The following is a 22,377-nucleotide window of genomic DNA, read 5'->3' on the forward strand; positions in this document are numbered from 1 at the left end:
GGAGGAATGGAACTTGTCTCGCAAATTCGGTCTGTCAGTCGCGCTCACGACGCCCTTCGATACCAACGGCGATATCGCGATCGGCCCCATGATCAAGCAGGCCGAGACGAGCCTTGCGTCGGGATGCTCGAGCCTCACGCTGTTCGGCACCACCGGCGAGGGCTCCTCCATCGGGACGCAGGAGCGCGAAGAGGTGCTCGACGCTTTCCTGGATGTGGGGATTGCTCCGAACCAGATTATCGTGGGCGTCATGGCGGATTCGGTCGAAAATGCCGCCGCGCAAGCATCATTTGCGCTTACGAAAGGCGTACGCAATATCCTGCTAGCGCCACCTTTCTATTTCAAGAATGTCAGCGACGAAGGACTGTTTCGCTGGTTCTCAGCCGTATTCGCGCGGCTGGCGGGCAAAGCGCGCGACATCATCGTCTATAACATTCCCTCCATCACCATGGTGCCGCTCTCCGTGGCGCTGATTGGCAGGCTGCGCAGCGCCTTTCCCGGCATTGTCGTTGGGGTCAAGGACTCCTCCGGCGATTGGCCGTTCACGGAGTCGCTATTGAAGGCGCATGGCGATCTCATCATCCTGATCGGCGATGAACGGCACCTCGCCAGGGGCGTTCGGTTGGGCGGCCAGGGGGCGATTTCCGGGATGGCAAATTTCGTCCCCCGTGAAATCCGGCTGATGGCTGAAGAGGGAAAGGATGATCCGCGCGTCGTGGATTTTGTTCCGGAGCTGCTGAAATTTCCGGTGACTGCGGCCGTCAAAGTTATGGTAGCACAACTCTCCGGGGATGAAATCTGGCTTGCTGTTCGCCCGCCGCTCGTTTCAATATCCGACGAAGGACAGAAACATCTTGCCGGCGCGTTCAATGCGCTTTTCAGATCCAAGGCGGCTTAAGCGGACCGGAGAGGGAGAGAGGGACGAATGGACGGCGTGAACGAGCAGCCGACCTTACGGGAAAAAGCCTATGCTAGCTTTACCCACCATCTGCTTGCTCGCGATGTGCGGCCGGGCGAATTCGTCTCGCAGCGCAGGCTCGTGGAACTCACAGGCTTGCCGCTTGGCGCCATCCGTGAGCTGATCCCGCGGCTGGAAGCCGAAGGTTTGATCAAGACGGTGCCGCAGCGCGGGCTCCAAATTGCCCATATCGATCTCAATCTGATCCGCGAGGCGTTTCAGCTACGCATCTTTCTGGAAAAGGAAGCCGTCGCGCTCTTCACCCATACGGCTTCGGACGAAACGATTGCCAAACTCTTGAAACAGCATCGCGATATCGCCGCCGCCATCCAGTCTGGCGAAGCCTCGCAGGAGCTTGAGGTCCATGCGCAATCGGTGGATTGGGGCATGCATGACGCCTTCATCGACTCGCTCGGCAACACGATTATTTCGAACGCCTATCGTGTCAATTCGATCAAGATGCGCCTGATCAGCCAGGATCGTTTCCGCATCAACGGCCATGTCGGGCCGGTCATGAACGAGCACCTGCAAGTGCTTGAGGCGATCGAAAGACGATCCGCAGAGGATGCCGTCGCATCTCTCGTTTCGCACATCAACGGAGCAAGGGACCGCGCACTGAAGATTTGAATGAAACAGGCCGCAAATGAGGAGATTTCGGCCAAAGGAGGAGGAACAGCATGTCATCGTCATTCATCAACCCCACACGCCGCCGCTTCATGGCGGGCACGGCAGCCTTAGGCGCCGCCAGCATGCTCGGCATGCGCACGGCATCGGCATCGGTGGACTGGAAGCGGTTTTCGGGAACCACGCTGGAAGTCAACCTGGTCAAGAGCCCGCGCAGCGAAACCATCCTCAAATATCTCAGCGAGTTCGAGGCGCTGACCGGCATCAAGGTGAATGCCGAGGCGACACCCGAGCAGCAGCAGCGCCAGAAGACGACGATTGAGCTCAGCTCCGGAAAGCCGAGCTTCGACGTCGTTCATCTCAGCTATCACGTGCAGAAGCGGCAGTTCGAAAAGGGCGGCTGGCTCGCCGACATCAGCGGTTTCCTGAAGGATCCGTCCCTGACGGACCCATCGCTGGTCGAAAGCGATTTTGCCGAGGCAGGCTTGAAGTTCGCCAAGGATTCCAATGGCGTCCTGCGCTCCCTGCCCTTCTCGGTGGATTATTGGATTGTCTATTGGAACAAGGCGCTCTTCGAAAAGAAGGGGCTTACCTATCCGCAAACCTTCGACGACATGGCCAATGCCGCCGAAGCGCTCACGGATAAATCAACCAACACCTACGGCTTCGTCGCCCGCGGTCTCAAGAATGCTAACACGCCGGTCTGGACAGCCCTCATGCTCGGCTATGGCATGACGCCGCTTTCGCCTGATGGTAAATTGCGCACGACCTCGCCGGAAGCGGTGGAGGCTGCCAAGCTCTATCAGCGCCTGATGACCAAGGCGGCACCTCCGGGCGTCTCCGGCTTCAACTGGGCCGAGTCTCAATCCGCGTTCCTGCAGGGCAAGATCGGCATGTGGCTCGACGGCGTCGGCTTTGCGCCGCCGATCGAAAATCCGGAAAAATCCCGCGTTGTCGGCCAGGTCGGCTATAGCGTCATTCCCAAGGGGCCTTCTGCACAAGCGGCCGCCACTTTCGGCGACGGTATCGGCGTGACGGCGGCGAGCCAGAAGAAGGAAGCCGCCTATCTCTTCTGCCAATGGGTGATCTCGCATGACATGGGTGCGCGGCTGCTACAGGCCGGCGCCGGCGTGCCCTTCCGCCAATCCGTCCTCGAGGATCAGAAGGTCCGTGAAGGCGTCAAGATGCCTGGGGCCTGGCTCGATGCCGTGGTCGGCTCCGGCAAAGTCTCCGCACTCGGCCTGCCGGTTATCATCCCCGTCACCGAGTTCCGCGACATCTACGGCGTGGCGCTCACCAACATGATCGGCGGTGCGGATCCCGCAAGCGAGCTGAAGAACGCAACCGCGCAGTTCGAGCCGGTGCTGGCCCGAAGCGAGGGGTGATGGTGTCCGTGCGCATCGAAGATACCACGGCGAGCAGCGTCAAGGAGAAGAGCAAGCCGACAAATCGGCTTGCTCCCAACTATTGGCCCTTCGTCATTCCGGCCCTGGTGGTCATTGCCGCGGTCATCGTTTTTCCATGGGTCTTTACCTTATGGATGAGCGTGAATAGCTGGACGCTTGGGCAATCCCAAACCTTTGCGGGCTTTGCCAACTACCTTCGCCTGGCGACCGACGCCCGGTTCTGGGAGGCGCTGTGGCACACGGTTCTCTATACAGGGCTCTCGGTCGTCGCACCGGTTTTCCTGGGCACGCTCGCCGCCCTGATCTTCGACGCGCGATTCCCCTTCCGCGGCTTTCTGCGCGGCATTTTCGTCATGCCGATGATGGCGACGCCCGTCGCCATCGCGCTCGTCTGGACCATGATGTTTCATCCGCAGCTCGGAGTGCTCAACTATCTTTTGTCCTTCATAGGCATCGGTCCGCAGGAATGGATCTACAATCAATTCAGCGTCATCCCGTCGCTGGTCGTGGTCGAGACCTGGCAATGGACACCGCTCGTCATGTTGATCGTGCTCGGCGGCCTCGCCGCCGTTCCACGCGAGCCCTATGAAAGCGCCGAGATCGACGGCGCCAATGCATGGCAGAAGTTCCGTTACCTTACCCTGCCGATGATCGCGCCCTTCCTGATGATCGCCGTGATTATTCGCAGCATCGATGCGATCAAGAGCTTCGACATCATCTATGCGATGACGCAGGGCGGACCGGGCACGGCCTCCGAGACGATCAACATCTATCTCTACAACACCGCCTTCTCCTACTACGACATCGGCTACGGCTCAGCCATGGCGGTCATCTTCTTCATCCTCATCGTCGTGCTCTCCTTCGTCCTGCTGATGGCGAGACAGCGCGCGAACTGGTCGGATAGGTAGGCACTTCGATGAAACGCAAGACGCTCGACCGGATCGGTCTTCTCTTCGTGGCGCTGGTGATGATTTCTCCGGTCGTCCTGTTCTTCCTGTGGATGATCTCGCTCTCGTTGAAATACGAAATCGATAACGGCGCCTATCCGCCGATCTTCATTCCCGAGCGCTTCGCCTGGTCGAACTATGTCAAGGTATTCGAGGAGAACAACTTCTTCCTCTATTTCTGGAACTCCATTCTGGTGACCGGATCCGCGACATTGCTCGCGCTCCTGATCGGCGTTCCAGCCGGCTACGGCATCGCACGCCTCAAGGCGGAGAAGTCGGCGATCGTCATCATGATCGCGCGAATGACGCCCGGCCTTTCCTTCCTCATTCCGCTGTTTCTGCTCTTCCAATGGCTGAACCTTTTGGGAACGCTTTGGCCGCAGATCATCATACATCTGGTCGTGACAGTGCCGATCGTCGTCTGGATCATGATTGGCTATTTCGAGACGACGCCGATGGAGCTCGAGGAAGCGGCCGCCATCGACGGCGCAACGCCATGGCAGATCTTCCGACTGGTGGCACTGCCGATCGCCAAGCCGGGGATCGTCGTTGCCTTAATCCTCTCGGTCATCTTCTCATGGAACAATTTCGTCTTCGGCATCGTACTCGCTAGCCGCGAGACACGCACCTTGCCGGTCGCCGTCTACAACATGCTATCGTTTGAGCAGGTGAGCTGGGGGCCGCTTGCGGCCGCAGCACTGATCGTGACGCTGCCGGTGCTCGTTCTGACGATATTTGCCCAGAAGCAGATCGTTGCCGGCCTGACCGCGGGCGCCGTGAAGGGCGGTTGATCGCAAAGCCCTCTTTCGCCGCGCCGGTCGGAAGTCGCCGATCGGCGAATGTCTTCCAATACGCATGATGAAGCTCAGATTAACGTAACCGTCAGCTTTCGTTCACGCCGCCGGGACTATCTTTGAACCAACGTCACAAAGCGACGTTGTCGGATAGTAAGATGTAACCGGAGGAAACTCATGCGTCAGTTGTTCATCTCGTCTGCAATCGCCCTTGCTTCGCTTGCAGCCACAAGCCTTCCATCCCAAGCCGCTTCGGTAGAAATTACAACGGGGGACGGTCCCTACTACCATCATCGCCCTCACTACCAAGAGCGCGACGACTGGTACTATCGCCACCACCATCGGCACTGCTTTACCAAGGTGGTAAAGGAATGGCACCATGGGCACAGGGTTGTCACGGAAGAGCGGATCTGCCGCTAATCGCCTTTGTGCCGGCCCGGCCTCGTGCCGGGCCCATGTAAACTTGGATCGGCTTTATTCCAGCGAACTTGTTTATCCAGTCAGCGGACATATTCGCGTAATCGATTTTGCGTCGTTGAAGTTCACCTTAATTGCTATTATATTGGCATTTATGTTCCTAATAGACGATAACTGCTAAAATGTTCGCATTTAACATGAGATCCCCCTCGGAAGTGATCAGGGGACTCTCAGAAAGAGTCAAGCGACGACGGATTGATGTCGGTCTCACCCAAAGGGACCTGGCCGCACGGGCGGGTATCTCGTATGGGTCTCTCAGGCTGTTCGAGGAAACGGGAAAGATTTCGCTCGAAGCCCTTGTGAAGGTTGCGTTTATCCTTGAGTGCGAAGCCGAATTCGAGCAATTGTTTCCGCCTCGGCCGCTGAAGACAATCGACGATGTCGTCGACCGTCCTGTTAGGCAGAGGGTGCGTCGGAAATGAAGTTCAAGCCCATCCGAAAAATGAGCGTCATCCTCGACCAGGAGGGAAGCCAGAGGACTCTGGGGACCCTCGCATGGAGTAGCACCGAACGCCGGGCATATTTTGAGTACGCGGCAGAATTTCTCGCTGCACCTTTGCCGGTGTCCCCCTTCAACGTGAAAACAAATCCGGGCTTAATCGCAGCACCGCGCGATCCGTTTGACGGACTGCATGGACTATTTAACGACAGTCTGCCTGACGGATGGGGCCGGCTTCTGCTTGATCGCCGTCTTCAAAAGGCCGGCATCGATTATCACCTGCTGACCCCTCTGGATCGCCTCTCTGCGGTTGGAAAGACCGGAATGGGAGCATTGGCATACATTCCCGAACTATCCGACGGCGAAAGGAGGCTCGCCGAAGACATCGATTTGGACTGGTTCGTCGACCAGGTCAATCTTGTCCAAGCTGAGATGGATGTTGCCGATATCGACACTCTGCAGGGCGCGCAGGGTGGCTCCGCGGGTGCTCGCCCAAAAATCATGATAGGGTTCAATCAGGCCGAGAATACGTTCGTTCTGGACTATGGGCAGGACATGGAACCTGGTTTCGAACGATGGATGGTAAAGGCACGCAGCGCTGCCGACCCGGTCGAAGTTGGCGCTGAGGAAAAAGCCTATGCTTTGATGGCCGAGACCGCGGGATTGGAGATGACCGACACGCGGATATTCGACACTAAAAAGGGCAATCGTCTCTTCGCCACGAAACGCTTCGACCGCACACCTGTCGGCCGATTGCACATGCATACCGCCAGTGGCGTCTTAAACGCCAGCCATCGCGAGGCTTCGTTGAGCTACGAACAGCTTCATAAGCTGACGTTTATGATGACGCGCGACAGTTCCGAAGTGCTGCGGATGTTTCGAAACATGGTCTTCAACGTCTATGCTCGGAACCGCGACGACCACGGTAAGAACCACGCCTTCCTGATGAAAGCAGACGGAAGATGGGCACTCTCTCCTGCTTACGATCTTACCTTCTCTTCAGGACCCGGAGGAGAACACAGCGCGGATATCGCGGGTGAAGGGAGAAACCCAGGTATGCAACACCTGCTAACCATTTCCAGGGGAGCGTCGATCCCCGATCGAGACGCGAAGGATATCATTGAGCAGGTTCGAACGGCGATAGGCCGCTGGCCACAGTTTGCTCAAAAGGTGGAACTGTCCAAGTCCCGAACAACCGAACTTGATCGAATCCTGAACGACACAAAACAAGCTTAGATACTACGCCGACATAATGATATGACATCGTGGTTTCCAGCGCACCGTCGGTAACAATCGTCGGCTCGCTCTCATGGCGATCAGCTCCTCCCCTTCCGCTCGACAATTGCGAATCACCATGGCCGATTACTTTCAAAGTAATGGCTTAGTTCATTCCCGACTTTGTATTCTGCTCCGCCGGCTCGGATTCGCGACCGGATTCACTTGACATCTCCCGCTACCTCCGGCTGGCTTTTAAGTATCAAAATGAACGCAGGATGCGAAGCATTTTGATGTTGACTGAGGAGGTCAGCAAATCAAGCCGACCTGTCAACCAACCGGACCAAGGGAGGAGTTTTCACATGCTAAGGAAAGCTATTACCTTACTCGCGGCGATCTTCATTGCCGCAGGAGCGGGTTTCATTTCGACAGCCTATGCGCAGGGCAAAACCTATTATTGGATATCGCACGGCTCTCCGGCGGATCCTGTGTGGACTTATTTTCTAGCCGGGGCCAAGCTCTGGGCCGAAGACACCGGCAACAAGGTCAACACATCGTTCCACAACGGTGATGTTCCGGCGCAACAGGAGGCCGTGAGGGCTGCAATTTCGGCGGGGGCTGCCGGGATCGTGACCACCAGCCCGGATCCGGGCAGCCTCGTCCAAGTCGTGAAGGAAGCCAATGCCGCCAAGATCCCGATCATCAACTTCAACACGCCCGATCCCCAGGCGAGCTTCAACGCCTATGTCGGGGGTGACAACAAGAGCTTCGGCCATAACTGGGCGCAATATCTGGTCGACAAGAAGCTAGTGAAATCCGGTGACTTCGTCTGGATGCCGGTGGAGGTTCCCGGTGCGACTTATGGCGTGCAGGAAGAAGAGGGAATAGCCAGCGTCTTCAAGCCACTAAATATTACGTGGGAAATCACAGACTCCACATTGGACCAGGCTGAAATCATTACCCGCATGTCCGATTATCTCACCGCCAATCGCTCGAAGATCAAGGCGATCATCGGGCTTGGCGACCTCGTCACCGGGAGCATCAAGCGCGTATTTGATCAGGTCGGCGTAAAGCCGGGCGAAATTCCCGTCGTCGGCTGGGGCAACTCGCCCGATACGACGCAGGAAGTCCTGACGGGTTACGTGAATGCCGCTCAGTGGCAGGACCCGCAAGCAACCAGCTACATGGCTCTATCAATCGCAGCCATGGCAGCCAGCAAGATCCCGCCCGGCTTTAACATCATTACCGGCGCTCTTTATGAAAAGGACAAAGCCGAGATCTACGACAAAATTCTCTCGGGCAAGTAACGTCGTCGAAAGTCGTACCGGCTGCGCCATCCGGTTCAAACCGGGTGGCCACCCCAATCGGTGAGCGCCCATGCAACATTCCTTTGTTCAACGCTTCGTTTCGAAACCCGAATTCGGCCCGCTGGTGCTGCTGGTGCTTGAGCTTGTGGTCTTCTGGTCCTTCAATTCGGACTTTCTCTCGCTTCCAAACATCAGCAACACGCTCTCGTTTACCGTCGAACTCGGGCTGATCGCGTTGGCAATGACCTTGCTGATGACCGCAGGGGAATTCGATTTGTCGGTGGGATCGGTGTTCGGCTTCTCCGCCGTTTTAATGTGGACGGTGTTCAACGGCAATCTGATGCCGCTTGGCGCCGCCTTCCTCGTCACACTCGCACTCAGCCTCTTCATTGGCTTTGTTAACGGGTGGTTCGTCACGAAGTTGAACATCCCGTCCTTTCTGGTGACGCTCGGTATGCTCCTAGTGGTGCGCGGCACTGCCCTTTACGTCACCGACGGCTTTCCCCAACATACCTGGACCGCCGGAAACAACTGGTTCGCCAACCTCTTGGCTGGCAGTTTCTTCATCGGCAGCTTCCGCATGTACATGTCGGTGCTGTGGTTCGCGCTTGCGGCATTCGCCGCCCACTTTGTTCTCACTCAAACGAAAATCGGCAATTGGATACAGGCGTCCGGCGGCAATCCGAATGCGGCGCGTGCCCGCGGCGTCAATGTCAGCCGAACCAAGATCTATTTGTTCATGACGTCTTCGGCCATGGCCTCGCTTGCAGGGGTGATCAGCTCGATCCGCACGTCGGCGGCAAATCCAAATAGCGGAACGGGCTATGAGCTCGAGGTGATCGCAATGGTCGTCATCGGCGGAACGGTGCTGACGGGTGGGCGGGGGACCATCATCGGAACAGTGCTTGGCATCTTCATTCTGCGCATCATGCGAAACGGCATCGTGATGGTGGGGGTGCCCGGGCTTGCCTACAATATCTTCATCGGAGCAATCATCCTCGGCATGATGGCGCTTCATTCCTGGCTTGAACGCCGACATAGCGCGGGAGTGTAGACGATGGCCGAAGACCTCGTTCGGATGGAGAAAATCAACAAGTTCTACGGCCGCATCCATGCGCTTCGCGACGTCAGCCTTTCCGTCAAAACGCACGAAGTCGTGGGCTTGCTCGGCGACAATGGCGCGGGAAAATCAACCCTGATCAAGGTTTTATCCGGCGCTGTACCGCTGACAAGCGGGGAAATCATAATCAAAGGGAAAAAGGTCGAACTCAAAAACACAGCCGAGGCGATTGCGCATGGAATCGAAACGATTTTTCAAGATTCCGCTCTCGTTCCGCAGCTATCGATCGCCCGAAATCTCTTTCTTGGGCGGGAGCCCATCAAGGGAAGCCGCTTTTTTGGCCGATTGGACCAATCCGCAATGAATGCGTCCGCTCGAGACTTGTTGAAGCGGGTCGGAATTACCAAGGATATTCCGCCGGAGACCGCAATCTCCGCGCTATCGGGGGGCGAACGCCAGGCGGTCGCAATCGCCCGCGCCATGCAGTTTGATAGCGATCTGATCATCCTGGATGAGCCGACCAACAATCTGGGCGTTGCCGAAACGCAAGGGGTTCTCCGTTTCGTTCGCGAAGCGCGCGATACCGGACACTCCTGCATCTTCATCGCCCACAATATCCACCATGTGTTTCAGGTGGTCGACCGCATCATCGTGATGCGTGGCGGAAGGGTTGTCGCAGACGACATAGATCCAAAACTGACGACAATCGCCCAGGTCGAAAGGATCATCACCGGCGAGGAAATGCTCAACGCCATTACCAGCTGATTGTGTTTCGACGGTGCCAAGCCTCCTGATGCCTTGCTGCGGCATCAGGACATGCACCATCAGCTATAGGGACCGACCAGCGATTTAACCAGACTTAGGACCTTAAGCCGCGTCCTTGCATCCTTGATCTTGGCGAAGGCGCGGTTTAGCTCGATGCCCTCCCCTGAAGCCAGGAATCCCGCTAAGTCACTGCCGGAGGTAAAAATTTCTTCTCCAGCACTTTCCGACAGCTCAGAGACGCCCTCGAAGAAAAACGAAACCGGCACGTCGAGACAATCTGCGACGCTTTGCAGCCGGCTGGCACCGACCCGGTTTTTGCCTTTTTCATATTTCTGGACTTGCTGGAACGTCACATTCAGCCCTTCGGCGAGCGTCGTTTGACTCATGCCCAATATGCGGCGTCGCATCCGGATGCGTTTTCCGACCTCGACGTCAATCGGACTCGGATCCTTTTGGTTTGGCCCCTTATTATGCACGTTTCTCTCTTTCTGGCAGACAGTGCCTCGCTGGCAGACAGTGCCTCGCGCTTAACGACCTAGCAATCTTCATGGGAAAATGACGGGTCGCACGAGCCGACCTGTTGAGTTCCCGCTTTACCGCCAACAATGTTGAAATAGTTGACTCCATCCCGGCGAAGCTTGCTCAATCGAAAGTCTGAATGGACAAAAAGACCGCCCATCGAACCTGGGGAGCCGATGGGCGGGGGGCTGCTCCGGAACCTACTCGCATCATGCTCGCAAGTCCCACCACCATGACTGCCGTGTCAAATCGCAAACTTCAATGCGTTAGCGTCATGCGGTGAACGTACGTTCTGTTTTCCTGCGTATTCGGGATAATAGTTGCGTTATGCGAATATACCGCGTCGGCCAACACGCCGTATGTCAGTCGATATCCACAGGCACAGCCGATCGACGACCGCAGCTTCGCCGCCATGGCTTCGATTGGTGTCAAAACGGTCTGCAGGCGAATGCGTTTACTTGCCCTCGCCTCGGCGCAGTTTCGCTGCGTTGGACGGCATTTCGCCGAAGGATTGCTGATAGAGCGCTGCGAAACGTCCCATATGGGAGAATCCCCAGCTCCGCGCGACTTCGGCAACCGAGAGAGAGGTGGCCGGATCCGTCAGCGCTTTGCGCACGCCTTCCAGGCGGATTATCCGCAGATAGTTTAAAGGCGTCGTGTCCTTGAACTGCTGAAAAGCTGCCTGCAAGGCCCGCACGCTTGTGCCGGCCGCCTCGGCGATATCGGCGATACTCATCGGAGACGAAACATTGGCATGCATATATTCGATCGCTCTCTTCAAGCGCTTTGGTATTGCAGGGGACGTCTGTTTTGCCAGCCGTGCGGAATAGTTATTCGGGACAGTTTCCAAAAGCGTGATCATCATCGCCTGCAACAGGCGCTCGACGAACGTCGACGAGGACTGATGCTCATCTTCGACATCCAGGCAGTTCCAGATAAGATTTCCGAGTGTGGTTATCCGCGATCCTTTTACGGTCGCCAAATCGACGGTGTTAGCGAAATCGATGTCGCCGTCGACCGGCGCATCAAGCAGTTCACTCAGTTGACGGATCATTGCGGATTTTTCGAACGCGATGCCGATATGACTGCGGTCTTCGTGAAGGACCAGCTCGTCGAAACGCGACATATCACCCAAGAGGCCTGCCGCCGGCTCCGATACGAGCTGCTTTCGACCCGAGTCGATTGCCATCACGCCCGAGGATGGCAGGTAAAGAGCGTACGCGTCTGGTCCGCTGGGAAGGGTAACCCTCATCCCGGAATGGCACCTTCCATTCCAGACATTGAAGCGCCCAACGGCATAATGCCGGTCTTCCACCGAGATCAGCGAGCCTCGGTGAAGCGGCTCGACCGTCGCGGGCGATAAGGTCCTTGCATAATGTTCCGTCATTTCGTCGGCATCGGCATCAACGATCTTGAAGACGGAATGAGTGACGTACCTCATTATTTCCCCCAAATGAGCGATCCCGAGACGCTCTCTAGGGGCCACCCAAATCCCAAGAAAGCAGACGTAGATCGTATTATTACCTACTAATACTGAGCAAACCTCAACACGACTGCATCCCCTGCAGAAACACTATCCAAAACGCGCATTTTACTACCTAAAATAAACAATATGCTCGGCGATACCTGCGTCCAGTGGTTGCGCATGAAAACTCCACTTCCTGCGCGCATATTGCTGATTCTATTGAGTTTAATGAACATCCCTTAAGCGCTCTGAATCCTGCTGCTGAAGCGTCGCTCCCTTTCGTTGCATGAATATTCAGATAATGAAAGCTAGAAAGAAGTTAAATAATGTAAATGTCATGCGGCTTCGCAAATGTATTTTAAGTATTAAATAATGCCGCTTGTATCTGCGCTCCACTTAGCCGAGCATGACTTAGCTATCCTGAATATGGCAGCTCGGCGCCATCCACAGCCCGAATCCGCGATGACGACGACGAGGCTCTTGACGGAATGTTATCGATAACATAGCCTCTTCTCACCTGAACTTTGGGAGGAGCAGGATGGACGACGGAAAGCTGCTCGAATTTTGCGACATCACTAAAGAATTTGGTGGAACGCGCGCATTGTCGAATGTCTCGCTGGATCTGAAACCGGGAGAAATTCTGGCTCTTCTTGGTGAGAACGGCGCGGGAAAGTCGACCCTCATCAAGACGCTGGCGGGCATCTACAGACCGGATGGCGGACAAATTCTGTTTCGCGGCAAACCATATCATCACCGCCCGCCGCGGCCAAACCAGCGCCAGCCGATCGCCTTCATTCATCAAGATCTGGGGCTGATCGAATGGATGACGGTTGGCGAAAATGTTGGTCTCGCACAGGGCTATTCGCTGCGCGGCCGGCTGATCGACTGGCGCGCGACCGACCGCCGTACGGCGGAGGCTCTGAAGCTTGTGGGCTGCGATTTCGATCCGTCGACACGGATTCAAGAACTGACCCGAACCGAAAAGTCGCTTGTCGCGATAGCGCGTGCTCTCGCCGTCGAGGCAGACGTTCTCGTTCTCGACGAGCCGACGGCAAGCCTGCCCGCCGATGAAGTCGAAAAGCTGTTTGCCGCCATCCGCCCGCTCAAGGAACGTGGTGTTGCGATGATCTATGTCTCGCATCGGCTGGATGAGATCTTCAGGATCGCCGATCGCGTTGCGGTGCTCCGCGATGGCCAACTGGTCGGGCAAAAACCAGTTTCCGACACGTCGCCGGACGAGCTGATCCGAATGATCGTCGGACGCAAGGCCGACCAGCTCTTCGTCAAGGCCGAACGGACCGCAGGGCCTGCCATTGTTTCGGTCAGGGATCTTGCTTGCCGCGGAGCGGGACCGGTGTCCTTCGACATTCGCCAAGGAGAGCTTCTCGGCCTCGTCGGACTGAGAGGCGCGGGCCAGGAATTGATCGGGCGCGCGCTCTTTGGTTGCGAGCCCGCCAGCGGAGCGGTCCTTTTGAACGGTGCCCGACCCGATCTTTCCAGCCCCGTCTCAGCCATGGCTTCCGGTATCGGCTTGATTGCCAGGGACCGAACCGAAGAATCTGTCGCCATGTCCCTCAGCCTAAGGGAAAACACCTTTCTCAATCCCGGTGCATCCGGACGAGGCATGATGTCCTTCCTGCCGCCGCAGCGCGAGGCCGAAATGGCCTATTCACTCGGCAGCCGCGTCGGCCTCAGACCCAATGATCAGAACCTGGCGATCGAAGCCTTGTCCGGCGGAAACCAGCAGAAGGTGGTCGTGGGCCGGTGGCTCGCGACAGGCCGGAAGTTGTTGATCGCAGAAGACCCGACAGCCGGCGTGGATGTCGGCGCCAAAGCGGACATCTACAAGCTGATCGCCGAGGCCGCCGAGGAAGGGCTGGCTGTGCTCGTCGTCTCCACGGACTTCGAAGAAATTGCTCATATCTGCCATCGCGCCCTGGTGTTTTCTCGCGGTCAAATCGTGCGGGAACTGAGCGGCGCCGATTTAACAACACCGGCGGTCATCGCCGCAGCATCCGCATCCGAAGCGGCCTGATCCAGGGAGGAACCTCATGCAATCGATCGAATCCAATGCGCTCGAACCGACCAGCGCCGAGCTGGCGGGAATGAGCTTTGGCCAGAAAATCCAGCGCCTACTGCCGGTCTATGGCCTCGTTATTCTCACCGCCTTTTTGATCCTGCTGTTTTCCATTCTGCTACCGCAGACCTTTCCGACGCTGCTCAATCTGCGTTCGATCATCTCTGACAAGACGATCATCGCCATTCTATCGCTTGCCGCAATGATCCCGATGGCGGCAGGTCGCATCGACCTGACGATCGGTTACGGCATCGTGCTCTGGCACGTTCTGGCGATCAGCTTGCAGACGATGTTCGGCCTGCCCTGGCCGGTGGCTGTGCTCATCGTCATCCTGCTCGGCGCGCTGACCGGCTTTCTGAACGGGCTGCTGGTGGAAATCGCCAAGATCGACAGCTTCATCGCGACGCTCGGCACGGGCACCGTGCTTTATGCCATTGCTCTTTGGCATACCGGCGGGCGACAGGTGGTCGGCATGCTTCCTCAGGGCTTTTATGCGCTCAACGGCACGATGGTCTTCGGGCTGCCGATCACAGGGATCTATGTGCTTGGCCTCGCGTTCGTCATGTGGATCGTGCTCGAATATCTGCCGATCGGCCGTTACATCTATGCCATCGGCGCCAATCCGAAGGCGGCCGCATTGAACGGCATCCCCGTCCGTCGCTTCGTCATCGGCGCCTTCGTGACGTCAGGCACCCTCGCCGCTATCGCTGGCGTATTGCTCGCCTCCAAGCTGCGTATCGGCCAGGCCAGCGTCGGGCTGGAATATCTTCTGCCGGCACTCGTCGGAGCCTTCCTGGGTTCCACGACCATCAAGCCCGGTCGCGTCAACGTGTGGGGCACCATGATTGGCGTCATCATCCTGGCGGTCGGCATCGCAGGCATCCAGCAGTTCGGGGGCTCGTTCTACGTGGAGCCGCTTTTCAACGGTGTGACCCTGCTCGTCGCCATCGGCATCGCTGGTTATGCGCAGCGCCGGCGGAGCCATGCCGGACGGATGGCTCCGGTACAAAAGCCGCAGCTATCGGCTAAGGCGACCGACAAGTGAAGATCATTTTGGTTTAATTTTCAAAGGGAGGAGAATGAAATGAAACGCAGATTTTTCCTGCAGGCGACCACAGGCTTGTTGATGTTGTGCGCAAGCCACGCCTATGCCGATCCGATGGCGGATGCAAAAGCCGTCGTCGACAAATATGCGACGCCGGTCACCAAATGGGACGGCCCGACCACCGGTCCGAAGGCACAGGCCGGCAAGACCATCGTCGTATTGGCGGGCGACCTGAAGAATGGCGGCATTCTCGGCGTCAGCAACGGTGTCGAGGAAGCAGCAAAGGCGATCGGCTGGCAGGTAAAGGTTCTCGATGGCGCGGGCTCGATCGGCGGACGTACGGCTGCCTTCGGTCAGGCCATTGCACTGCAGCCTGCCGGCATCATCATCGATGGCTTCGATGCCGTCGAGCAGGCCCCGGCTCTGGAACAAGCAAAGGCCGCCAAGATCCCGTTGGTCGCCTGGCATGCCGGCCCGGTCATCGGCCCCGATGACAAGAACGGCCTCTTTGCCAATGTCAGCACCGATGCGATGGAAGTCTCGAAAGCAGCTGCCGACTGGGCCTTTGTCGATGCCAAGGGCAAGCCAGGCGTGATCATCTTCACGGACTCCACCTATGCGATCGCCATCGCCAAGGCGGACAGGATGAAACAGGAGATCGAACGGCTCGGCGGCAAAGTGCTCGAATATGTCGATACCCCGATTGCCGAGACTTCGCAGCGGATGCCCCAGCTAACCACCTCGCTCCTGCAGAAGTATGGCGATAGCTGGACCCATTCGCTTGCGATCAACGACCTTTATTTCGACTTCATGGGCCCGTCGCTCGCTTCTGCCGGTAAGAGCGGCACCGATGCGCCGATCAATGTCGCCGCCGGCGACGGCTCGCAATCGGCCTATGAACGCATCCGCGCCGGTCAATTCCAGAAGGTCACGGTGGCCGAACCGCTCAATCTCCAGGGCTGGCAACTGGTCGACGAACTCAATCGTGCTTTCGCCGGTGAAAAATGGTCCGGTTACCTCTCGCCGCTGCATGTGGTGACGGCAGACAATATCCAGTCCGATGGTGGCCCGAAGAACACGTTTGATCCGGATAACGGCTACAAGGATCAATACAAGAAGATCTGGGGCAAATAATTTAATTCCCTATCAAGCACCGCGCGGCCTCAAAGGGCCGCGCTCAGCCTGCTGAAAAGGCCCGGGCGTCGACGGCAGAACCAACGGCTCTGCATACGACAAGAGTTTCGAACCATTTGATGATCTCAGCCTTCGATGAAAATGAGCGCCGGTGTTTCGAGCAGTGTGCGGACGCGCTGCACAAAGGTCGCCGCATCAAAGCCGTCGATGATGCGATGATCGAAGCTGGATGAGAGATTCATCATCTTGCGCGGCACGAACTGCGTGCCGTCCCAGACCGGCCGTGTGGCGATCTTGTTGACGCCGATAATCGCCACCTCCGGATGATTGATAATAGGCGTGGAGACGATCCCGCCGAGCGCACCGAGCGAGCTGATGGTGATCGTCGAGCCGGAAAGCTCTTCACGCGTCGCAGTGCCGGATCGCGCCGCCTCTGCCAGCCGGTTCATCTCAGTAGCGCAATCCCAGATACCGCGTGCTTCCGCATGCCGCACGACAGGCACGGTCAAACCAACCGGCGTCTGTGTTGCGATACCCATATGGACCGCGCCATAGCGCGTGACGATGCCGGCTTCGTCGTCAAAAGTGGCATTGACATTGGGCTGCTGGGAAATGGCCTTCACCACCGCCTGTACCAGGAAAGGCAGAACCGTGAGTTTCGGATGATCCGCCTTGCGGTCAGCGTTCATGATGGCACGCAACTCCTCGAGCGAGGTCATGTCCACCTCCTCCACATAGGTAATGTGAGGAATACGCGAGGCGGAAAGTGCCATTTTCTCGGCGATCCGGCGGCGCAGTCCGGTCAACTTGATCTCTTCGGTCGCAGTCTTCTGGGTAAGGCCGTCCATTGACATCGTGGGAGCGGCTCCGTGGTTCAAAAGTTGCTCGATATCCTCTCGCAGGATACGGCCCGCTGGTCCGGTCCCCTGCACTTGTGCGAGGTCGATGCCGCTTTCCTTGGCGAAGAGCCGCACCGGGGGTGCGGCAAGCGGCTTTTCGGTCCGCGGCGTCACAGGATCCGACACTGCTGGAGCAAGCTTCGGAAATTTCGCCGTCGACACTTCGGCAGTCGTCTGTGCGATCTCTGCGGACCGAGCCCCGCCGGCATCTCCGGTCGTTTCGATCCGCACCAGCGGAGCCCTCACCGCGATACGCTCTCCGACCTCACCGGCAAGCCAGGTGACGATGCCGTTGACAGGAGACGGGATTTCTACGGTGGCCTTGTCCGTCATGACGGCTGCAATCACCATGTCCTCGCGAACAGGATCTCCTGGCTTCACGAACCACTCGACCAGCTCGGCCTCGGCGACTCCCTCCCCCACATCAGGCATCTCGATGACAAATTCGCCCATGGCTCAGGCTCCCATGACTTCGGTAAGCGCCCGCCCGAGACGGGCAGGGCTTGGGAAATAATCCCACTCCTGCGCATGCGGATAGGGCGTGTCCCAACCGGCAACGCGCACGATTGGCGCCTCTAGATGGTAAAAACAGTTTTCCTGCACCAGCGCGACGACCTCGGCGCCAAAGCCCGAAGTCAGCGTTGCCTCATGCACGACGACACATCGCCCTGTCTTCCGGACCGAATTGATGATCGTATCCAAATCGAGGGGCAGCAGACTTCTGAGATCGATCACTTCGGCATCGATGCCGGCATCCTCGGCCGCGGCTAGCGCCACATGCACCATCGTACCATAGGCAATCACAGTCACCGCCGAGCCTGCGCGCCGGATCTCAGCCTTGCCGATAGGTATCGTATAGTGGCCGTCAGGCACCTCTCCGAGATCATGTTTAGACCAAGGCGTCACAGGCCGCTCGTGATGGCCGTCAAAGGGGCCGTTATAGAGCCGCTTCGGCTCCAGGAACATTACCGGATCCGGATCTTCGATCGCAGCAATCAGCAGGCCTTTGGCGTCATAGGGATTGGATGGCACGATCACCTTTAGCCCGGAGACATGGGTGAAGAGCGCCTCCGGGCTCTGACTGTGCGTCTGGCCGCCAAAGATGCCGCCGCCTGTCGGCATGCGCACGACGATCGGACAGGTAAAATCGCCGTTGGAACGGTAGCGGATACGAGCCGCCTCCTGGGTTAGCTGGTCATAGGCCGGATACATGTAATCGGCGAACTGGATCTCGACACAGGGCTTCAGGCCATAGGCGGCCATACCGATCGCCGTGCCGACGATGCCCGATTCGCTTATCGGCGTGTCGAAGCAGCGCGTCTTGCCATATTTTGCCTGAAGCCCCTGCGTGCATCGGAAAACGCCACCGAAATAGCCTACATCCTCGCCGAAAACGACGACAGTGTCGTCCTCCGCCATCGAAACGTCCATGGCGCTACGCACCGCCTCGATCATCGTCATCCTGGCCATTCTCAGTACCCTGCCTTCTGCCGCTGGCGCCGGATGTGCGGCGGCATCTCGGCATAGACGCCTTCGAAAATGTCCCGAACCGAAGGCTTGCCGCCGGCATGCAATGTGCCGTGCTGCTCCGCCTGGCGCTGCGCCTCCATTACCTCGTCCATGATTTCAGCTTCTGCCTGCACATGCCGCTCCTCAGACCATGTGCCCCGGACGATCAGATGTTTCTTCAACCTCAGCACGGGATCGCCAAGTGGCCAGGCCTCCGATTCCGTCTTCGGACGATAAGCATTCGGATCGTCCGAGGTCGAATGCGCCCCGACACGATACGTCACATATTCGATCAGCGTCGGCCCGAGATTGCGCCGGGCACGCTCAGCTGCCCAGCAGGCAACGGCATGGACGGCGAGATAGTCGTTTCCATCGACTCTCAGCGCGGGAATGCCGAAGCCGAGGCCGCGGGCGGCGAACGTTCCGGAGCCGCCGCGCGCGATGCCCTGAAAGGTAGAGATCGCCCACTGATTGTTGACGATGTTGAGAATGACGGGTGCCTTATAGGTCGAGGCGAAGACGAGCGCTGAATGGAAATCGGATTCCGCCGTCGAGCCATCGCCGATCCAGCCCGCGGCGATGCGGCTGTCATTCTTGATTGCCGAGGCCATGGCCCAGCCCACGGCCTGCACATACTGAGTGGCGAGGTTGCCGGAGATGGTAAAGAATCCGTGCTCCTTGGAGGAATACATGATCGGTAGCTGCCGCCCGTGCAGGGGATCGCTCTCGTTCGAGTAGATCTGATTCATCATTTCGACCATCGGATAATCGTCGGCAATCAGAAGGCCTGCCTGACGATAGGTCGGAAAATTCATGTCTCCCTTCTTGAGCGCCTTGCGGAAAGCACAACTGACAGCCTCCTCGCCGAGATGCTGCATGTAGAAGGACGTCTTGCCCTGCCGCTGAGCCATCAGCATGCGGGCGTCGAATGCGCGCAGCTTCATCATGTTGCGAAGGCCGGTCAGCAACTCCTCATCGGAGAGCGTGCCAGCCCAGGGACCGACCGCCTCGCCCTCGCGGTTCAGCACGCGGATGATGGAATAGGCAAGATCACGGATCTCCTCGGATGCGACATCTACTTCCGGCCGCGGCACGGAACCGGCTTTGGCGATCTTGACGTTGGAAAAGTCTGGCTGGCCGCCCGGGCGGACGGCGGGTTCGGGGACATGCAGAGCCAATTGAGAAGAATCCACCATGTCTAGTCTTTCCTCCTGCGCCGGCCTTGCTCCTCTCCTCCAGAAGCGGGGGCCGCATGTGGTTCTCACAGATTGCGGGCGATCACCATGCGCTGCACGTCGCTCGTTCCTTCATAGATCTGACAGATGCGCACATCGCGATAGATGCGCTCGACCGGGTAATCGGCCATGTAGCCATAGCCGCCATGTATCTGGATGGCGTCGGAGCAGACGCGCTCCGCCATTTCCGAGGCAAAGAGCTTAGCCATCGAGGCTTCCGACAGGCAGGGCAGCCCGGCTTCCCTTAAGGAGGCGGCGTGAAAAACGAGTTGCCGGGCCGCCTCGATCCGCACCTTCATGTCGGCAAGGCGGAATGCGACAGCCTGATGCTCGATGATCGCCTTGCCGAAGGCCGTGCGCTCGCGAGCATAGTCGCGCGCCGCCTCAAAGGCCGCCCGCGCCATGCCGACTGCCTGAGCCGCAATGCCGATCCGGCCGCCCTCGAGATTGGCGAGTGCTATGCGGTAGCCTTCGCCTTCCGAACCGAGCCTCAACTCGATCGGAACGCGCACGCCATTGAAGGCGATCTGGCAGGTGTCAGAGGAATGCAGCCCAAGCTTTTCCTCTACGCGCATCACCTCATAGCCTGCGATGTCCGTTGGAACGATGAAGGCAGTGATGCCTTTTTTGCCGGCGCCAGGGTCGGTAACGGCAAAGACGATGATGACATGGCCGTTCTTGCCTGAGGTGATGAATTGCTTGGCCCCATCAAGTACATAATGATCGCCATCGCGCCTTGCCCTGGTCTTCAGGTTCGAGGCATCAGAGCCAGCCTGTGGCTCGGTGAGCGCGAAGCCGCCAATCCATTCGCCGCTCGCCAGTTTCGGCAGGAAGCGCTGCCGTTGCTCCTCGGTACCGAACTTCAAGATCGGCACGCAGCCGACCGAGCTATGCACGCTCATGATCGTGGAGCACGTGCCGTCACCTGCGGCAATCTCCTCAAGCGCCATGGCATAGGCGACGACACCCGCATCCGACCCGCCATAGGCTTCCGGTACCAGCATGCCGAGCAAACCCAGTTCGCCCATCTCCTTCAGTTCTTCGCGCGGGAAGAGATGCTCCCGATCACGCTTGGCTGCGCCTGGCGCCAGGCGCTCGCGGGCAAAGTCGCGGGCAAGATCGCGAATCTGCTGCTGGAGTTCGGAAAAGATCATCTGTTCCTTCCCTTTCCGCTCGCGCTGCTTGGTTGCGACAGCGGTCGCCTGTTGTAGCCGCCACGGGTCTTATCAAGGAGATAGGGCGCTTTCGTCGTGCTTTCCATGCCCCCGCAACGACAACCGAGGCGAACATTTCGTTGACCTTGGTGGCTCACGTGGATTGCCAAGAGTTCCGGAATCTTCCGGCGGGAGGGAGCAGTTCTTCCCCAAACGGATTGGGACCGCAATCGATTGCGTGCAATTCAACGGTTCCGCAATACCTTCAGGCGTTGCTCTTTTTCGGCGAGCCTATCAGCAAGAATTTATCGGCTGCTGTCGCGTACAATCAGTTCGGGCGAGATCCTGACATCGACGCCCTCGTTGCCGTCAAGGATATCGAGGATCAAACGCGCGGTCTTTTCTCCGATTTCCCGTGCGAAGGCATTGATCGTGGTCAGCGTGGGTACGCAGACTTCGCCGATCTCGTAATTGCCGAACCCGCCAATCGCAAAACGTTCCGGGACGGGAACGCCCAAACGACGACACTCGGTCAGCGCGCCATAGGCCGCAAGGTCGGACACGCAGACGACCGCCTCAGTATCCGGATAGGTTTCGATCAATTTCGCCATAGCATTGGCGCCTTCGCGCATCGAAATGGGCGGCAGGCCGGCGGCGATCAGGCGCGATGCATCAAGCCCATGCGCTTGCATGGCGGCAGAGAAGCCGACCCGCCGCTCACTACCGCGCGTATCGCGCCCGACATCACCGCCGATGAAGGCGATGCGGCGATAGCCGGAGCGGACGAAGTGGTCCACCATGTCGCGAACGGCACCGGCGTTGGAAAATCCGACGTAATGGTCGATCGGTTCGGCGGGAATATCCCAGGTCTCGATCACGGGGATATTGATCGTTTCCAACAGACGTCGCCCGCGTTCCGTATGCTTGCCGCCGGTCACGACAATTGCCTGCGGCTTGCGGCGCAAGAGCTGCTCGATGAGCCGCTCCTCCTCCTGCGTGTTGTAGTTCGTATAACCCAACAGGATCTGCATGTCGCGCGCGGCGAGCGTATCGGAAAGTCCGCCGACGGTATCGGCGAAATTGGCGTTGTTGATCGAAGGAATCGTAACCGCGACGAAACCGGACTTCTGTGAGCGCAGGTTGGAGGCCGTGCTGTCGAAAACGTAACCGAGATCCTCGGCAGCCTGGAGGATGGCCTCTCTTCTCTCCTTACTGATCAGACTGTCGGCCTTGAATGCACGCGACACTGTCATCGGGGAAACCCCCGTCACGCGGGCAACGTCTGCCATGGTCGGCGGTTTGCGATTTTTGCTCATCTATGGCCCGTGTTATCGTTACCATGAGAGTA

General features: G+C 58.1%; 21 protein-coding genes. 14 read left to right on the forward strand and 7 right to left on the reverse strand.

The window, feature by feature from the left end:
- Window positions 1-13 precede the first annotated feature (13 nt).
- From NXC24_RS30030 to NXC24_RS30080, 11 genes are all read left to right on the forward strand, one after another.
- Window positions 14-898 (forward strand): dihydrodipicolinate synthase family protein, encoded by an 885-nt coding sequence (locus NXC24_RS30030; protein WP_104826987.1) that lies wholly within the window; start codon window positions 14-16, stop codon window positions 896-898.
- Window positions 899-925: 27 nt separating this feature from the next.
- Window positions 926-1,585 carry a GntR family transcriptional regulator gene (locus NXC24_RS30035; protein WP_104826988.1) on the forward strand — a complete coding sequence of 220 codons (660 nt, stop codon included), beginning with the start codon at window positions 926-928 and terminating at the stop codon, window positions 1,583-1,585.
- 50 nt (window positions 1,586-1,635) lie between these two features.
- Complete coding sequence (locus NXC24_RS30040; RefSeq protein ID WP_104826989.1) at window positions 1,636-2,967, forward strand: sugar ABC transporter substrate-binding protein; 1,332 nt, start codon at window positions 1,636-1,638, stop codon at window positions 2,965-2,967.
- The gene (locus NXC24_RS30045) at window positions 2,967-3,896 is read left to right on the forward strand and encodes a sugar ABC transporter permease (protein WP_104826990.1); all 930 of its coding nucleotides are present in this window, start codon (window positions 2,967-2,969) and stop codon (window positions 3,894-3,896) included. The genes NXC24_RS30040 and NXC24_RS30045 overlap by 1 nt, the downstream gene beginning before the upstream one ends.
- 8 nt (window positions 3,897-3,904) lie before the next feature.
- Window positions 3,905-4,726, forward strand: coding sequence for a carbohydrate ABC transporter permease (locus NXC24_RS30050; protein ID WP_104826991.1), 822 nt, complete (start codon window positions 3,905-3,907; stop codon window positions 4,724-4,726).
- A gap of 180 nt (window positions 4,727-4,906) precedes the next feature.
- Window positions 4,907-5,149, forward strand: coding sequence for a hypothetical protein (locus NXC24_RS30055; RefSeq protein ID WP_104826992.1), 243 nt, complete (start codon window positions 4,907-4,909; stop codon window positions 5,147-5,149).
- Between the two features lie 194 nt (window positions 5,150-5,343).
- Window positions 5,344-5,628 (forward strand): helix-turn-helix transcriptional regulator, encoded by a 285-nt coding sequence (locus NXC24_RS30060; protein ID WP_245464202.1) that lies wholly within the window; start codon window positions 5,344-5,346, stop codon window positions 5,626-5,628.
- Window positions 5,625-6,881, forward strand: coding sequence for a type II toxin-antitoxin system HipA family toxin (locus NXC24_RS30065; protein ID WP_104826994.1), 1,257 nt, complete (start codon window positions 5,625-5,627; stop codon window positions 6,879-6,881). The genes NXC24_RS30060 and NXC24_RS30065 overlap by 4 nt, the downstream gene beginning before the upstream one ends.
- A gap of 341 nt (window positions 6,882-7,222) precedes the next feature.
- On the forward strand, window positions 7,223-8,167 hold the full coding sequence (locus NXC24_RS30070; protein WP_104826995.1) for a substrate-binding domain-containing protein: 945 nt from the start codon (window positions 7,223-7,225) through the stop codon (window positions 8,165-8,167).
- A 70-nt stretch (window positions 8,168-8,237) separates the two neighbouring features.
- Window positions 8,238-9,221 (forward strand): ABC transporter permease, encoded by a 984-nt coding sequence (locus NXC24_RS30075; protein WP_104826996.1) that lies wholly within the window; start codon window positions 8,238-8,240, stop codon window positions 9,219-9,221.
- Between the two features lie 3 nt (window positions 9,222-9,224).
- The gene (locus NXC24_RS30080) at window positions 9,225-9,992 is read left to right on the forward strand and encodes an ATP-binding cassette domain-containing protein (RefSeq protein WP_104826997.1); all 768 of its coding nucleotides are present in this window, start codon (window positions 9,225-9,227) and stop codon (window positions 9,990-9,992) included.
- Between the two features lie 59 nt (window positions 9,993-10,051).
- On the opposite strand, the gene NXC24_RS30085 is transcribed toward NXC24_RS30080, so the two are convergent.
- Entirely contained in the window at window positions 10,052-10,399 is a 348-nt protein-coding gene (locus NXC24_RS30085; RefSeq protein WP_104826998.1) for a helix-turn-helix transcriptional regulator, read from the reverse strand.
- Between the two features lie 566 nt (window positions 10,400-10,965).
- A complete protein-coding gene (locus NXC24_RS30090; RefSeq protein ID WP_104826999.1) occupies window positions 10,966-11,952 on the reverse strand; it encodes an AraC family transcriptional regulator in 987 nt (328 codons plus the stop codon).
- A gap of 562 nt (window positions 11,953-12,514) precedes the next feature.
- Between NXC24_RS30090 and NXC24_RS30095 the strand changes: the two genes are divergently transcribed.
- Genes NXC24_RS30095 through NXC24_RS30105 form a run of 3 tightly spaced genes read left to right on the forward strand, consistent with a single transcriptional unit; the run spans window position 12,515 to window position 16,232 of the window.
- Window positions 12,515-14,011: a sugar ABC transporter ATP-binding protein gene (locus NXC24_RS30095; protein ID WP_104827000.1), complete on the forward strand. Its 1,497-nt coding sequence runs from the start codon at window positions 12,515-12,517 to the stop codon at window positions 14,009-14,011.
- A 16-nt stretch (window positions 14,012-14,027) separates the two neighbouring features.
- Window positions 14,028-15,098, forward strand: coding sequence for an ABC transporter permease (locus NXC24_RS30100; protein WP_104827001.1), 1,071 nt, complete (start codon window positions 14,028-14,030; stop codon window positions 15,096-15,098).
- A 39-nt stretch (window positions 15,099-15,137) separates the two neighbouring features.
- On the forward strand, window positions 15,138-16,232 hold the full coding sequence (locus NXC24_RS30105; protein ID WP_104827002.1) for a substrate-binding domain-containing protein: 1,095 nt from the start codon (window positions 15,138-15,140) through the stop codon (window positions 16,230-16,232).
- A 125-nt stretch (window positions 16,233-16,357) separates the two neighbouring features.
- Here the strand turns inward: NXC24_RS30105 and NXC24_RS30110 are convergent, their stop codons facing one another.
- The 5 genes from NXC24_RS30110 to NXC24_RS30130 form a co-directional block, all read right to left on the reverse strand.
- Entirely contained in the window at window positions 16,358-17,584 is a 1,227-nt protein-coding gene (locus NXC24_RS30110) for a dihydrolipoamide acetyltransferase family protein (protein WP_104827003.1), read from the reverse strand.
- Between the two features lie 3 nt (window positions 17,585-17,587).
- Window positions 17,588-18,601 carry an alpha-ketoacid dehydrogenase subunit beta gene (locus tag NXC24_RS30115; protein WP_104827004.1) on the reverse strand — a complete coding sequence of 338 codons (1,014 nt, stop codon included), beginning with the start codon at window positions 18,599-18,601 and terminating at the stop codon, window positions 17,588-17,590.
- Between the two features lie 2 nt (window positions 18,602-18,603).
- Window positions 18,604-19,836: a thiamine pyrophosphate-dependent enzyme gene (locus NXC24_RS30120; protein ID WP_104827005.1), complete on the reverse strand. Its 1,233-nt coding sequence runs from the start codon at window positions 19,834-19,836 to the stop codon at window positions 18,604-18,606.
- Window positions 19,837-19,901: 65 nt separating this feature from the next.
- Complete coding sequence (locus NXC24_RS30125) at window positions 19,902-21,029, reverse strand: acyl-CoA dehydrogenase family protein (protein WP_104827006.1); 1,128 nt, start codon at window positions 21,027-21,029, stop codon at window positions 19,902-19,904.
- 305 nt (window positions 21,030-21,334) lie between these two features.
- Window positions 21,335-22,345 (reverse strand): LacI family DNA-binding transcriptional regulator, encoded by a 1,011-nt coding sequence (locus tag NXC24_RS30130; protein WP_104827007.1) that lies wholly within the window; start codon window positions 22,343-22,345, stop codon window positions 21,335-21,337.
- Between the last annotated feature and the right edge of the window lie 32 nt (window positions 22,346-22,377).

This window comes from Rhizobium sp. NXC24 (assembly GCF_002944315.1).
Taxonomy (GTDB): domain Bacteria; phylum Pseudomonadota; class Alphaproteobacteria; order Rhizobiales; family Rhizobiaceae; genus Rhizobium.

What these genes read in the sequence shown, in the direction of transcription:
- NXC24_RS30035 (WP_104826988.1), top strand. Translation starts at nt 926, where the DNA reads ATGGACGGCGTGAACGAGCAGCCGACCTTACGGGAAAAAGCCTATGCT.
- NXC24_RS30110 (WP_104827003.1), bottom strand. Translation starts at nt 17,584, where the DNA reads ATGGGCGAATTTGTCATCGAGATGCCTGATGTGGGGGAGGGAGTCGCC.
- NXC24_RS30045 (WP_104826990.1), top strand. Translation starts at nt 2,967, where the DNA reads ATGGTGTCCGTGCGCATCGAAGATACCACGGCGAGCAGCGTCAAGGAG.
- NXC24_RS30060 (WP_245464202.1), top strand. Translation starts at nt 5,344, where the DNA reads ATGAGATCCCCCTCGGAAGTGATCAGGGGACTCTCAGAAAGAGTCAAG.
- NXC24_RS30040 (WP_104826989.1), top strand. Translation starts at nt 1,636, where the DNA reads ATGTCATCGTCATTCATCAACCCCACACGCCGCCGCTTCATGGCGGGC.
- NXC24_RS30065 (WP_104826994.1), top strand. Translation starts at nt 5,625, where the DNA reads ATGAAGTTCAAGCCCATCCGAAAAATGAGCGTCATCCTCGACCAGGAG.
- NXC24_RS30075 (WP_104826996.1), top strand. Translation starts at nt 8,238, where the DNA reads ATGCAACATTCCTTTGTTCAACGCTTCGTTTCGAAACCCGAATTCGGC.
- NXC24_RS30070 (WP_104826995.1), top strand. Translation starts at nt 7,223, where the DNA reads ATGCTAAGGAAAGCTATTACCTTACTCGCGGCGATCTTCATTGCCGCA.
- NXC24_RS30055 (WP_104826992.1), top strand. Translation starts at nt 4,907, where the DNA reads ATGCGTCAGTTGTTCATCTCGTCTGCAATCGCCCTTGCTTCGCTTGCA.
- NXC24_RS30105 (WP_104827002.1), top strand. Translation starts at nt 15,138, where the DNA reads ATGAAACGCAGATTTTTCCTGCAGGCGACCACAGGCTTGTTGATGTTG.
- NXC24_RS30090 (WP_104826999.1), bottom strand. Translation starts at nt 11,952, where the DNA reads ATGAGGTACGTCACTCATTCCGTCTTCAAGATCGTTGATGCCGATGCC.
- NXC24_RS30085 (WP_104826998.1), bottom strand. Translation starts at nt 10,399, where the DNA reads ATGCGACGCCGCATATTGGGCATGAGTCAAACGACGCTCGCCGAAGGG.
- NXC24_RS30100 (WP_104827001.1), top strand. Translation starts at nt 14,028, where the DNA reads ATGCAATCGATCGAATCCAATGCGCTCGAACCGACCAGCGCCGAGCTG.
- NXC24_RS30080 (WP_104826997.1), top strand. Translation starts at nt 9,225, where the DNA reads ATGGCCGAAGACCTCGTTCGGATGGAGAAAATCAACAAGTTCTACGGC.
- NXC24_RS30130 (WP_104827007.1), bottom strand. Translation starts at nt 22,345, where the DNA reads ATGAGCAAAAATCGCAAACCGCCGACCATGGCAGACGTTGCCCGCGTG.
- NXC24_RS30125 (WP_104827006.1), bottom strand. Translation starts at nt 21,029, where the DNA reads ATGATCTTTTCCGAACTCCAGCAGCAGATTCGCGATCTTGCCCGCGAC.
- NXC24_RS30095 (WP_104827000.1), top strand. Translation starts at nt 12,515, where the DNA reads ATGGACGACGGAAAGCTGCTCGAATTTTGCGACATCACTAAAGAATTT.
- NXC24_RS30050 (WP_104826991.1), top strand. Translation starts at nt 3,905, where the DNA reads ATGAAACGCAAGACGCTCGACCGGATCGGTCTTCTCTTCGTGGCGCTG.
- NXC24_RS30120 (WP_104827005.1), bottom strand. Translation starts at nt 19,836, where the DNA reads ATGGTGGATTCTTCTCAATTGGCTCTGCATGTCCCCGAACCCGCCGTC.
- NXC24_RS30115 (WP_104827004.1), bottom strand. Translation starts at nt 18,601, where the DNA reads ATGGCCAGGATGACGATGATCGAGGCGGTGCGTAGCGCCATGGACGTT.